12 protein-coding genes are annotated in these 12,042 nt (G+C 73.8%); 5 read left to right on the top strand and 7 right to left on the bottom strand.

Annotation, left to right across the window (positions count from 1 at the left end; genetic code table 11):
• Positions 1 to 500: 500 nt before the first annotated feature.
• From cimA to CWIS_RS02595, 3 genes are all read left to right on the top strand, one after another.
• On the top strand, positions 501 to 2,099 hold the full coding sequence (cimA, locus tag CWIS_RS02605; protein ID WP_048341685.1) for a citramalate synthase: 1,599 nt from the start codon (positions 501 to 503) through the stop codon (positions 2,097 to 2,099).
• A gap of 153 nt (positions 2,100 to 2,252) precedes the next feature.
• Positions 2,253 to 3,149 carry a sensor domain-containing protein gene (locus CWIS_RS02600; RefSeq protein ID WP_156186519.1) on the top strand — a complete coding sequence of 299 codons (897 nt, stop codon included), beginning with the start codon at positions 2,253 to 2,255 and terminating at the stop codon, positions 3,147 to 3,149.
• A gap of 109 nt (positions 3,150 to 3,258) precedes the next feature.
• Positions 3,259 to 4,335, top strand: a complete 1,077-nt coding sequence (locus tag CWIS_RS02595) for a biotin/lipoate A/B protein ligase family protein (protein WP_048341684.1) — start codon at positions 3,259 to 3,261, stop codon at positions 4,333 to 4,335.
• 50 nt (positions 4,336 to 4,385) lie between these two features.
• On the opposite strand, the gene CWIS_RS02590 is transcribed toward CWIS_RS02595, so the two are convergent.
• The 3 genes from CWIS_RS02590 to CWIS_RS02580 all read right to left on the bottom strand — a co-directional run bounded on the left by CWIS_RS02590 (position 4,386) and on the right by CWIS_RS02580 (position 6,136).
• Entirely contained in the window at positions 4,386 to 4,697 is a 312-nt protein-coding gene (locus CWIS_RS02590; protein WP_048341678.1) for a DUF202 domain-containing protein, read from the bottom strand.
• Positions 4,694 to 5,065, bottom strand: a complete 372-nt coding sequence (locus CWIS_RS02585; RefSeq protein ID WP_048341677.1) for a YidH family protein — start codon at positions 5,063 to 5,065, stop codon at positions 4,694 to 4,696. Before CWIS_RS02585 ends, CWIS_RS02590 begins: the two co-directional genes overlap by 4 nt.
• A gap of 303 nt (positions 5,066 to 5,368) precedes the next feature.
• Positions 5,369 to 6,136 (bottom strand): YggS family pyridoxal phosphate-dependent enzyme, encoded by a 768-nt coding sequence (locus CWIS_RS02580; protein ID WP_048341676.1) that lies wholly within the window; start codon positions 6,134 to 6,136, stop codon positions 5,369 to 5,371.
• Positions 6,137 to 6,248: 112 nt separating this feature from the next.
• On the opposite strand from CWIS_RS02580, the gene CWIS_RS02575 reads away from it, so the two are divergent.
• Positions 6,249 to 6,659 carry a YccF domain-containing protein gene (locus tag CWIS_RS02575; RefSeq protein ID WP_048341675.1) on the top strand — a complete coding sequence of 137 codons (411 nt, stop codon included), beginning with the start codon at positions 6,249 to 6,251 and terminating at the stop codon, positions 6,657 to 6,659.
• A 3-nt stretch (positions 6,660 to 6,662) separates the two neighbouring features.
• On the opposite strand, the gene ybaK is transcribed toward CWIS_RS02575, so the two are convergent.
• The 4 genes from ybaK to CWIS_RS02555 form a co-directional block, all read right to left on the bottom strand.
• Positions 6,663 to 7,163, bottom strand: a complete 501-nt coding sequence (ybaK, locus tag CWIS_RS02570; protein WP_048341674.1) for a Cys-tRNA(Pro) deacylase — start codon at positions 7,161 to 7,163, stop codon at positions 6,663 to 6,665.
• A gap of 43 nt (positions 7,164 to 7,206) precedes the next feature.
• Positions 7,207 to 7,770 carry a VIT1/CCC1 transporter family protein gene (locus CWIS_RS02565; protein WP_048341673.1) on the bottom strand — a complete coding sequence of 188 codons (564 nt, stop codon included), beginning with the start codon at positions 7,768 to 7,770 and terminating at the stop codon, positions 7,207 to 7,209.
• A 114-nt stretch (positions 7,771 to 7,884) separates the two neighbouring features.
• The gene (locus tag CWIS_RS02560; protein ID WP_048341672.1) at positions 7,885 to 10,440 is read right to left on the bottom strand and encodes an RNA helicase; all 2,556 of its coding nucleotides are present in this window, start codon (positions 10,438 to 10,440) and stop codon (positions 7,885 to 7,887) included.
• A 47-nt stretch (positions 10,441 to 10,487) separates the two neighbouring features.
• Positions 10,488 to 11,054, bottom strand: a complete 567-nt coding sequence (locus tag CWIS_RS02555) for a hypothetical protein (RefSeq protein WP_048341671.1) — start codon at positions 11,052 to 11,054, stop codon at positions 10,488 to 10,490.
• A 128-nt stretch (positions 11,055 to 11,182) separates the two neighbouring features.
• Here CWIS_RS02555 and CWIS_RS02550 point away from each other — a divergent pair, with 128 nt between their 5' ends.
• Entirely contained in the window at positions 11,183 to 11,917 is a 735-nt protein-coding gene (locus tag CWIS_RS02550; RefSeq protein WP_048341670.1) for a glutamine amidotransferase, read from the top strand.
• Positions 11,918 to 12,042 lie beyond the last annotated feature (125 nt).

The raw sequence follows: 12,042 nt of genomic DNA, 5'->3' as shown, positions 1-12,042 counted from the left end.
CTCGGGGACGACGGGCGGCATCCGCCGGGTGACGGGCTGACGGTCGGGTGGCGGATCAGGGGGCAGTGCGCTCACGCGGGCCTCCAGGTGTGCGGACGACGAGCGTCGTCGTCCCGATTCACGCTAGTGACCTCGCGGCCGGCCGCATCTCGAGGCGCTGCCGCTCGCGCGTGCGTCCGAGGGGTGGAACCCGGCGTGCCGGGCGTGACCGCGGCGGGTGGCGTGTGTCACCATGGCGGCATGTCCCCGTGGACCTCGATTATCGACTAGCGCGTCGGCACACCCGCTGACGCGCAGACCTCCCGTACCCCGGGGGGTCTTTTTGTTGGTGCGGGTCCGTCTCACGAGGACACCCCCGCGCCGGCCCGAGCTCCACCTGCACGCGTCCCGAGCACTCCGCACGTCCTGAAGAGAGCACCACCGTGAACGCAGCGACTCCTGAAGCGAACCTCGACCAGCGCGTCGACCTCCCGCACCTCGCGGGCTCGCCGGTCGGCACCCTGCAGGTCTACGACACGACGCTGCGCGACGGCGCCCAGCAGGAGGGGATCGCGCTGTCGGTCGCCGACAAGCTGGCGATCGCCGCGCTGCTCGACGAGCTGGGCGTCGGCTTCATCGAGGGCGGCTGGCCAGGCGCCGTGCCCAAGGACACCGAGTTCTTCAAGCGGGCGGCCAAGGAGCTGGACCTGCGCAACGCCGAGCTCGCGGCGTTCGGTGCGACCCGCAAGCCCGGTGTCCGGGCGTCGCAGGACCCGCAGGTGCGCGCCCTGCTCGACTCCGAGGCGCCGGTCGTCGCGCTCGTCGCGAAGAGCGACATCCGCCACGCTGAGCGGGCGCTGCGGACCACGGGCGAGGAGAACCTCGCGATGATCGCCGACACCGTCTCGCTCCTCGTCGCCGAGGGTCGCCGCGTGGTCGTCGACGCCGAGCACTTCTTCGACGGGTACCGCTTCGACCCCGCCTACGCGCGTGCCGCGGCGGCGACCGCGTTCGAGGCGGGGGCCGAGGTCGTCGCGCTGTGCGACACGAACGGTGGCATGGTCCCGGTGTGGGTCTCGCAGGTCGTCGCCGAGGTCCGTGACGCGCTCGGCCCCGATGTCGTGCTGGGCATGCACGCGCACAACGACTCGGGCTGCGCCGTGGCGAACACGCTCGCGGCCGTCGAGGCCGGGTGCACGCACGTGCAGGGCACCGTCAACGGGTACGGCGAGCGCACGGGCAACGCCGACCTGCTCGCAGTGGTGGCGAACCTCGAGCTCAAGTACGGCCTGCCGGTGCTCGCGCGCGACGACGAGGGCACCTCGCGACTGCCGGAGCTCACCCACATCGCGCACGCGATCAGCGAGATCACCAACATCTCGCCGTTCGCGCGCTCGCCGTACGTCGGCGCGAGCGCGTTCGCGCACAAGGCCGGGCTGCACGCCTCCGCGATCCGCGTCGACCCGGACCTCTACCAGCACATCGACCCGGCGCTCATCGGCAACGACATGCGCATGCTCGTCTCCGACATGGCGGGCCGGGCGTCGATCGAGCTCAAGGGCCGCGAGCTCGGCTTCGACCTGTCGCAGCGTCCGGACGTGCTCTCGCGCGTGACCGAGCGCGTCAAGGACGCCGAGGCTCACGGGTACACGTACGAGGCCGCGGACGCGTCGTTCGAGCTGTTGCTCGTCGAGGAGATCGAGGGCTCGCGACCGCAGTACTTCCGCGTCGAGTCGTGGCGGACGATCGTCGAGCGCGCCGGTGGCCGCGGTACGCCCGCGAGTGCCGAGGCGACCGTCAAGCTGCACGCGGGCGGCGAGCGCATCGTCACGACCGGCGAGGGCAACGGCCCGGTCAACGCGCTCGACCACGCGCTGCGCCTGGCGCTCGTGGGTGCGTACCCGGAGCTCGAGTCGTTCGAGCTCATCGACTTCAAGGTGCGCATCCTCGACTCGATGCACGGCACGGATGCCGTGACGCGCGTGCTCATCGAGCACACGGACGGCCAGTCCGTGTGGCAGACGGTCGGCGTCGGCCCGAACCTGCTGGAGGCGTCCTGGGAGGCGCTCACCGACGGCACCATCTGGGGCCTGCGGAACCGCGGCGTGGTGCCACGCTGAGCGCCCCGGGCGCGACGACGATAGCGGCGGGGGTCGAACGGGCCTAGCCTCGGACACGACGACCACCGCCGGTCGAGCCGGGACTCCGCCCGGCCGGTGACCACGGTCGACGCAGCAGGGCCACCCGCCCTGGACAGCGAGGAGAGGACGCGCGTGACGAGCACCGAGCCGGCCTTCACGGGCGGGGCGGGTTCGCCTGACGCGTCACAGGCGCGCGGTCCGGCCCGGCGGTGGTGGTGGGTCGTCGTGATCGCCGTCGTCGCCGTGGTCGTGCTGCTCGTCGTCCAGCCCTGGGCCGACCACGAGACGGAGCCGATCGTCGACGAGACCACGTCCACGCCCTCACCCTCGGCGTCCGCGTCCAGCGCGGCCCCGACGGCGAGCCCGAGCCCGACGTCCACCCCGTCGCAGCCGCCCGTCCCCGGCGCGGACGCGGTGTTCGACGACACGAACGTCCAGTCGCTGTTCGTCCGCAAGCCCGCGCTGGAGGAGGCCGTGCCCGCGGCGGCCGACGGCGTCCGGACGGGCCTCGCCGCCGGCGAGCTGCCGTGGGGGCTGCCGGAGGGCTCGACGGTCGAACCGCCGGAGTGCACCACGGCGCGCACGATCGTCGTCAGCCTGCCGCCGGGCTTCGTCGCGCGGTCGCTCGTCAACGACGGGCTCGACTTCATGCAGGAGCTGACGACCCTGCCCGACGCGACCGCGGCCCAGGCCGCGTTTCGCGACCTGGTCACGACGGTCGACGGCTGCCCCGAGTACGCGCAGGTCAACCCCGGGATCGACGGCGGCAGCTGGAAGGCCGAGCCGGCGATCGAGGGGCAGGGCGTGTACCCAGCGATCGTGCAGGAGATCGTGCACACCGCCGAGGGCGCCGTGGAGCCCGGCTACCGCGGCCACGTGCTCGTCGGCAACGTGATCGTGACGTGGACGGCGACCGCGCTCGGCGGTGGCGACGACGTGCCCGCGCAGCTCGCGACGCTCGGCTCACCCGAGTCGTTGTCCACCATGGTGCAGGAGCGAGCGCAGGCCGCGGTCGCCGCGCTGGGCTGACGGGCGCGGGACCGCTCGCGTGCGCGCCTAGGCTGGTCGCGTGACCCAGACGCACCACGAGCCGCACGACGACGATCCGGACGCGGGCCGGGCGCGAGACGGCCACGCGCTGCACGGCGAGTACAAGGTCCCGGGCGGCAAGCTCGTCACGGTCGACCTCACCGTGCGCGGCGGGGTGCTGGACCACGTGCGGGTCGCCGGCGACTTCTTCCTCGAGCCCGACGAGGCGCTCGTCGAGATCGACGCGGCGCTCACGGGCCTGCCGGCGGACACGACGACCTCCCGGCTCGCCGAGGCGGTGCGCGAGCACCTGGCCGCCGCGCAGGACGCCGGCCGCCTCGTCGGGCCCGTGTCCATGGTGGGGTTCGACGAGCACGCCGTGGCGGTCGCGGTACGCCGCGCCCTGGGCCGCTCGACGACGTGGGCCGACCACACGTTCGAGGTGATCCGCCCCGGGCCGTTCGCGCCCGCGCTGCACGCCGCGCTCGACCAGGTGCTCACCGAGGAGCTCGCGGCGGGTCGTCGCGGGCCGACCCTGCGGTTCTGGGAGTGGGAGGAGCCCGCGGTGATCATCGGCTCGTTCCAGTCGCTGCGGAACGAGGTCGACCTCGAAGCTGCGGAGCGGCACGGCATCACGGTGGTCCGCCGGATCTCGGGCGGGGGCGCGATGTTCATGGAGGCGGGCAACTGCATCACGTTCTCGCTCGTCGTGCCCGGCTCGCTGGTCGACGGCATGACGTTCGAGGAGTCGTACGCGTTCCTCAACCAGTGGGTGCTGGGCGCGCTCGCGGACGTCGGGGTCGCCGCGACGCTCTCGGGGCTCAACGACATCTCCTCACCCGGCGGCAAGCTCGCCGGCTCGGCGCAGAAGCGGCTCGTGGGCGGCGCAGTGCTGCACCACGTGACGATGTCGTACGACATCGACGCCGCCAAGATGCTCGAGGTCCTGCGGATCGGGCGCGAGAAGGTCTCCGACAAGGGCACGCGCAGCGCAGCCAAGCGCGTCGACCCGGTGCGCTCGCAGACGCACCTGCCGCGCGTGGACGTGATCGACGCGTTCGAGGCGCACTTCCGCACGCACTACCCGAGCGTGTCCGGCGAGCTGCGCGCCGACGAGCTGGCGCGGGCCGAGCAGCTCCGGGTGCACAAGTTCTCCGACCCTGCCTGGACCGCCCGCGTGCCGTAGCCCGTCCGCGCCAGGTCGCGCCCGCTCGCCCGGCCCACGCCGTGCCCGCGTCAGACGAGGCGGCCGTGCCCGGTGACCAGGACGACGAACGCGGCGACCCCGATCACCGTGGTCCCGAGCGCCATGCTCGCGACGAGCCGCCCGCCGCGGCCACCCTCGGGTGCCTCGGTGGTGTGGCGCCGCCACGCGAGGCGCACGACGATCCCCGCGGCGGCCAGACCCGCGAGCGCGACGAGCCAGGAGACGGGACCCACGACGTCCTGGAGCAGCCGGCCCGCCGCGACCGAGCCGGCGGCGAGGCCCAGGGCGGTGCGTCGCCACGCGAGCCGCGTGCGCTCGAGCGCGAACCCCGGCGTGCTCATCGCAGGAGCAGCCCGAGCAGCACGAGCACCCCGGCGACCGCGACGCCGACGACGAGGACCAGGAAGCCGACCGGCGCCGGGAGGGCGGCGCCCGTGCGCATCGCGCGCTCCGCACGCGCCCAGCCCCACCAGGCGAGCAGGGGCGCGAGCGAGCCGAGCACGACGAGCAGCACGGAGGCGGCGAGCCGGAGCCGCTCCTCGACCGGCAGGTCGAGCGCCTCGAGCGCGACCCCCGCCGCGAGCAGCGCGAGCGCGGTGCGCACCCAGGCGAGGAACGTGCGCTCGTTGGCGAGCGAGAACCGGGCGTCCGGCTCCTGGCCGTGCCCGTAGACCCAGGCGGGCAGCCGGCGGTTGCGGAGGTCGCTCACGCGCCCATTGTGGCGTGCCGGACGGCGGCCGCGGGACGCCGCGTCCGGGCTGCCGCCTCTGCGACACGTCCGCGGTCGTGGCCCAGCGCGTATCTGGCCGTCACCTCCCGGTCCCTGACGTGCAGGTGTCGGCGACCCGGCGACACAGAGGGGATGACGGGTGGCGAGGCACCGCACCCGGGCACCGATGGAGGACGTCGTGGACGAGAGCGTGACGCTGGACCGTGAGCTGCGGCGCATGGCCGTGCTGCACGCGCGCGAGCTCGCCGCGATGCGCAGGGCCGGCTCGCGCCGGCTGCGTCCTCAGCGGCCCGCGACCGCCGGACGGCTCCCGAACACCGCCGTCCCGACGCGCACCATGGTCGCGCCGCAGGCGATCGCGAGCTCGAGGTCGCCGCTCATGCCCATGGACAGCCCGCTCGCGCTCGCCGTCCGCGGCGCCCCGCTCGAGACCACCTCGTCGCGGATGGTGCGCAGCAGGTCGTAGCCCTCGCCGACGACGCGGTCGTCGTCGGACCGTGCGCCGATCGTCATGAAGCCGACGAGGCGCAGACCCTCCAGCGCGCCCACGGCGACCGCGAGCGGCACCGCGTCCTGCGGCGTGACCCCCTGCTTCGTCGGCTCGCCCGAGACGTTGACCTGCAGCATCACGTCCAGCGGCGTCGCACGGCCCGACGCGCGGGTGGACAGTCGCCGCGCGAGGTCGAGGGAGGCGACCGACTCGACGCACGACGCCCAGCGCAGCGCCGCGTTGACCTTGTTCGACTGCAACGGCCCGATCACGTGCCAGGCCGGGGAGAGGTCGACGAGCTCGGGCGCCTTCGCGACGAGCTCCTGGACCTTGCTCTCGCCGAGCAGCACGGGACGCAGCGACGGGTCGGCCGCACGGGCCCGCGCGTCGGCCTCGAGCGCCTCGCGGGTGGTGGCCGTCGTCTGCGCCTTGGACGCGAGCAGGAGCGTCACGTCCTGCGGGCGTCGACCCGCCGCGGCGCACGCGCGCGCGACGCGGTCACGCACGGCGGCGAGCGGCGCGTCGAGGGGGACGTGGTAGGGGACGGCGGCGGGCTCCACGACCCAGCAACCTAACGGACGGCGCCGTGGGCGACGAACCTCGCGCCCCGCGGGCGAGCCGCCGTGCCGAGCGGGCTGGTGCGCGCGCACGCGGCATGGCACGGTGAGGTCCGTGAAGACGCTGCTGAACCTGATCTGGCTGGTCCTGGCGGGTTTCTGGCTCGCGCTCGGCTACGTGCTCGCGGGCATCATCTGCTGCATCCTCATCGTCACGATCCCGTTCGGGATCGCGGCGTTCCGGATCGCGGGCTACGCGCTGTGGCCGTTCGGCCGCACGGTCGTCGACAAGCCCGACGCAGGGGCGTGGTCGGTGGTCGGCAACGTGATCTGGGTGCTCGTGGCGGGCATCTGGCTCGCGATCGAGCACGTCCTCACCGCGATCCCGCTGTTCCTGTCGATCATCGGCATCCCGCTGGGCATCGCGAACCTCAAGATGATCCCGATCTCCCTCATGCCGCTCGGCAAGCAGATCGTCCCGTCCGACCACCCGTTCGTGGGCTACGGCGAGCCGTCGCGGCGCTGAGGCTCAGCCCTTGGCGATGTCCGCGACCGTCGCGGCGGTCAGCCGTACGAGGTCGTCGGGCGCGAGCTCGACGTCCAGGCCGCGCCGGCCGCCGGAGACGAACACGGTGTCGAACAGCCAGACCGTCTCGTCGACCACCGTGGGGTGCGCGGTGCGCTGGCCCAGCGGCGAGATGCCGCCGACGACGTAGCCGGTCGCGCGCTCGGCGTCGGGCTTGGGCGCCATCGCGGCCTTCTTGCCGCCCGCGGCTGCGGCCAGGGCCTTGAGGTCGAGCTGACCGGTCACCGGGACGACCGCGACCGTGAGCGTGCCGTCGACCACCGTCATGAGGGTCTTGAAGACCTGCTCGGGCGGGACGCCCAGGACCTGCGCCGCCTCGAGGCCGTAGCCCACGTCGGACGCCGGGTCGTGCTCGTACGGGTGCGCGGTGTGCGGGACGCCCGCCTGCGTGAGCGCGACGAGCGCGGGGGTGCCGGTCGGGGCGTGCTTGGCGTTCTTGGCCACGGGAGCAGCCTAGGTGGCCGATCGCGTCGGGACGGCGGGACCGCTAGACCGCGAGCCCGACGACCGCGCCGATCGCGTAGGTGATCACCATCGCGAGCGAGCCGCCGATCACGTTGCGCCGCACCGCGGGGAGCGCGGGCGCCCCACCGATCCGTGCGCTCACCGCCCCGGTCAGGACGAGGGCGGCGACGACCGCGGCGAACACCGCGGGCACGAGCGCCGCGCCCCACGGCACGAGCGCCACGAGCACCGGCACGAGGCCGCCGACCAGGAACGCCCCGAGCGAGGCGACCGCGGCGTGCCACGGGTTGACCAGGTGCTCGTCGGCCATCTGACCGGCGCGCTCGGCGTCGCGCTGCGAGCTCACCGAGACGTACTCGCCGGCTGCCATCGACAGGGCGCCGGCCACGAGACCGGCGATCCCGGCGGTGAGGATCGCGGCCGAGCCGGGGGTCGCGCCGGCGACGCCGACGACGAGCGCGGCGACGGACACGATGCCGTCGTTCGCGCCGAGGACGCCCGCCCGCAACCCGTTGAGGCGCACGCCGTCGACCGGTTCGCCCGTCTGCCGGGGCGCAGGGTTCAGGAGGCTGGTCAAGGCCGTCATACGGCCACCGTAGGCACGTCCTGACGGTCTGTCATCATTGGAAAGGCTGGCCTGACCTGCAGTGATGCAGGTGTGCCTACCCTTCGACGGGGACCGGCGGGCCCGGCGCCGAGGTCAGAGCGCGCCGACCGCGAGGACGCGCAGGACCACCTCGCCGGCCTCGTCGGACGCCGCCAGGTCGACCAGTGCGTCGATGCGCCAGTCGTGGTCGCCCTCGGGGTCGTCCAGGAGCTGGCGCACGCGCCAGGTCGTCGCGCTCGTCGTGACCTGGAACAGCGCGGGTCCCCGCGCGGGGGCGCCCGTGAGGATCTCGTCGTGGTCGTCGTAGAACGGGTCGAGCGCGGCGGACCAGCGGTCGGTGGTCCAGGGCTCGTCGTCCTCGTCGCGGTCGCCGAGCGCCGCCAGCGCGCCGTACTGCTCGCGCGCCGCGAGCTCGACGCGGCGGAACAGCGCACCGCGCACGAGCGCGCGGAACACGCGCGGGTTGTCGGTGATCGGTTCGGGAGTGTCCTCGTCGAGGCCGCCGGGCGCGTCGGCGCCGTGCTCGTCGAGCGGGTTCGCGAGGCGCTCCCACTCGTCGAGCAGGCTCGAGTCCGTGCGGCGCACCAGATCGCCCAGCCACTCGATGAGCTCCCACAGCTCCTCGGTGCGGGCATCCTCCGGGACGGTCTGGCGCAGCGCGCGGTACGCGTCCGCGAGGTAGCGCAGCAGCACGCCCTCGGTGCGGTCCAGGTTGTACAGGCTCACGTACTCGGCGAACGTCGCGGCGCGCTCGTGCATCTCGCGGACCACGGACTTGGGGGAGAGCTCGAGGTCGGCGACCCACGGGTTCGTCGTGCGGTAGGTCGCGAACGCCGCGGCGAGCAGCTCGGCCAGCGGGCGCGGGTAGGTGACGTGCTCGAGCAGCGCCATGCGCTCGTCGTACTCGAGGCCGTCGGCCTTCATCGCGGCGACGGCCTCGCCGCGGGCCTTGTTCTCCTGCGCGGCGAGCACCTGGCGGGGGTCGTCGAGCGTGGCCTCGAGCACCGAGACCACGTCGTGCGCGTACCCGGGGTCCGCCTGGTCGAGCAGCTCGAGGGCCGCGTACGCGAACGGCGACAGCGCCTGGTTGAGCGCGAAGTTCGGCGGCAGGTCGTGCGTGAGGCGCACGGTCCGACGACGACCACGCGGCGCGTCCGCGTCGTCGACCGTGACCCGCTCGATCACGCCGGCCGCGCGCAGCGAGCGGTAGACCGCGACCGCCTGGCGCACGTGGCGTCCGCGCGCGGAGGCGGGCTCGTGGTTGTCGGTGAGCAGGCGCGTCATGGCGACCACCGGGTCCTCACCCTTCGCGCCGCGGGCCAGCACGTGCAGCACCATCGCGTGCGTGACCGAGAAGCTGCTGGTCAGCGGCTCGGGCGGGGCGTCGCGCAGGCGCTCGAACGTCTTGTCGGTCCAGTTGACGTGCCCGGTCGGCGCCTGCTTGCGGACGATCTTCTTGAGCTTGCGCGGGTCGTCGCCCGCCCGCTCGAGCGCCTTGCGGTTCTCGATGACGTGCTCGGGCGCCATGACGACGACCTCGCCGACCGTGTCGAAGCCCGCGCGTCCCGCACGCCCCGCGATCTGGTGGAACTCGCGCGCCGACAGGTGCCGCATCCGCTGGCCGTCGTACTTCACCAGGCTCGTGAGCACCACGGTCCGGATCGGGACGTTGATGCCGACGCCGAGCGTGTCCGTGCCGCAGACGACGGGCAGCAGGCCGCGCTGCGTGAGCCGCTCGACCACGCGGCGGTACTTGGGCAGCATCCCCGCGTGGTGCACCCCGACGCCGTGCCGCAGCAGCCGCGACAGCGTCTTGCCGAAGCCCGGGCCGAACCGGAACGCCCCGAGCTCGGCCGCGATCGCGTCGCGCTGCTCGCGGCTCGTCAGGTGCGCCGACAGCAGCGACTGCGCGCGCTCGACCGCCTCCTTCTGCGTGAAGTGCACGACGTACACGGGCGCGCGACGGGTGCGGACGAGCTCGTCGAGCACCTCGTGCAGCGGCTCGACCACGTAGGAGAACGTCAGCGGCACGGGTCGTTCGGCGTTCGTGATGACCGCGACGTCACCGCCCGTGCGGCGCCGCAGGTCGTCGGCGAAGAACGTGACGTCGCCGAGCGTCGCGGACATGAGCACGAACTGCGTGCGCGGCAGCTCCAGCAGGGGGACCTGCCACGCCCAGCCGCGCTGCGGGTCGGAGTAGAAGTGGAACTCGTCCATGACGACCTGGCTCGCGTCCGCGTCCGCGCCGTCGCGCAGCGCGAGGTTCGCGAGGATCTCGGCGGTGCAGCAGATGATCGGGGCGCCCGGGTTCACGGCCGAGTCGCCCGTCATCATCCCGACGTTCTCCGAGCCGAACGCGGCGACGAGCGCGAAGAACTTCTCGCTCACGAGCGCCTTGAGCGGCGCGGTGTAGAAGGTCCTGCGCCCCTGGGCGAGCGCGACGAAGTGCGCGGCGGTCGCCACCAGCGACTTGCCCGAGCCCGTGGGCGTCGACAGGATCACGTGGCTGCCCGTGACCAGCTCGAGGAGCGACTCCTCCTGGTGCGGGTACAGCGTCAGCCCCTGCTCGGCCGCCCACCCGGTGAACGCCTCGTAGAGCGCGTCGGGGTCGTGCGGGTCGGTGGGGATCCGGTCGGCGAGCGTGGGCACCGCCTGATCCTCCCATCCGCAGGGTCATGCGCTGCCGTGCTCCTCGCTCACCGCCATGCGAACGAACCGAGCACGGCGTCCACGGTGGGCCAGTCGGCCGCCGCCGGGTCGTGCAGGTAGCCGATGGCCAGCACCGTCCCGTCGCGCTCGACGAACCACTCGCTCAGCACCTGGTCCTCACCCAGGGCTGTGTCGAGGCGCACCGCGGTGCCGAACGGTCCCTGCACCCGCACAGGTTGCTGCGTGAGCGGCTTGTCGGCGTCTGGCCCCTGGTCGACGCGGGCGTCGGCCAGGGCGTCGGCACCCCCGAAGACGGACGTCGCGCCCTGGCACAAGACGTGCATCGATCCGTGTGCCCAGACGAAGCCGCGCGCGTCCGCGGTGGTGCCCGGGCTCGTCGCGGGGCTCGAGATCGCGTAGTCGGGGCACGGGTCGGCGGAGCCGTCGAACCGCTGCGGGAGCTCGACGCCGGACGACGGCAGGGTGAGCGTGGCCCACGCCAACGGGTCCGGGGAGCGCGTCGCGCGTGCCGCGAACCAGCCGCCGCCGAAGCCGCCGGCGACGAGTCCGAGCGCGACGACGAACGCGAGCGCCGTACGGGACGGACGTGGCATCGATGACCCCCTCACGTCGGAGACGGGGAGGCTCCGACCGGGCAGCCTCGCACGCCCGGCGGTCGCGCGTGGAGCGATCCGCGCACGGTCACCCGGACGGACGCGCGTGCCGGGGATAGCGTCGAGCCATGAGGCCCTTCGTGCTGCTGGCGTCGCGCGCCGAGGACGGCGCCGCGGACGACGAGTACGCGCAGGTGCTGCGGTACGGCGGGCTCACGGAGCGCGACCTGGTCCGCGTCCGCCTCGAGGCGGGTCCGATGCCTGAGCTGGACCTCGACGAGCTGAGCGGCGTGATCGTCGGTGGCAGCCCGTTCGACGCGAGCACCCCGGCCGACCGCAAGTCCGACGTCCAGCAGCGGGTCGAGCGCGAGATGTCCGCGCTGCTCGACCGGCTCGTGCCGCGCGACTTCCCGTTCCTCGGCGCGTGCTACGGGGTCGGCACGCTCGGCTCGCACCAGGGCGGCGTGATCGACCGGACCTACGCCGAGCCCATCGGCGCGGTGCGCGTGACGCTCACGGCCGCCGGACGCGCGGACCCGCTGCTCGCCGAGGTCCCCGACGCGTTCGACGCGTTCGTCGGGCACAAGGAGGCCTGCCGCGTCCTGCCGGCGACCGCGACGCTCCTCGCGAGCTCGCCGACGTGCCCGGTGCAGATGTTCCGCGTGGGCTCGAACCTCTACGCCACGCAGTTCCATCCCGAGCTCGACGTCGCCGGGATCAGCGCGCGCGTGAAGGTCTACGGGGGCTACGGGTACTACCAGCCGGGCGAGCAGGAGCAGATCCTGGCGCGCCTCGCGTCCAGCGACGTGTGGGCGCCCCCGCGCATCCTCGCGGCCTTCGTCGACCGCTACGGGCGGCCCTGATCCACGGCGCCCGTTCGTCGTTCCGTCGCCTGCTCGGCGCGGCCCTGCGCCTCCCCTGACCCCGTGCCGTCGCCCGGCCCCCGTGCGGCCCGTGGCTGGACGCGCGACCATGTCGGGGGACCGGT

The sequence above is a fragment of the Cellulomonas sp. A375-1 genome, from assembly GCF_001040865.1.
GTDB classification, from domain to species: Bacteria; Actinomycetota; Actinomycetes; order Actinomycetales; family Cellulomonadaceae; genus Cellulomonas; species Cellulomonas gelida.
The sequence above is the reverse complement of the archived record's forward strand: the minus strand, read 5'-3'. Positions and strand labels throughout refer to the sequence as shown.

Coding starts and splice junctions, on each gene's coding strand:
- CWIS_RS02555 (WP_048341671.1), bottom strand. CDS start 11,054: ATGCCACGTCCGTCCCGTACGGCGCTCGCGTTCGTCGTCGCGCTCGGA.
- CWIS_RS02550 (WP_048341670.1), top strand. CDS start 11,183: ATGAGGCCCTTCGTGCTGCTGGCGTCGCGCGCCGAGGACGGCGCCGCG.
- CWIS_RS02590 (WP_048341678.1), bottom strand. CDS start 4,697: ATGAGCACGCCGGGGTTCGCGCTCGAGCGCACGCGGCTCGCGTGGCGA.
- CWIS_RS02565 (WP_048341673.1), bottom strand. CDS start 7,770: ATGACGGCCTTGACCAGCCTCCTGAACCCTGCGCCCCGGCAGACGGGC.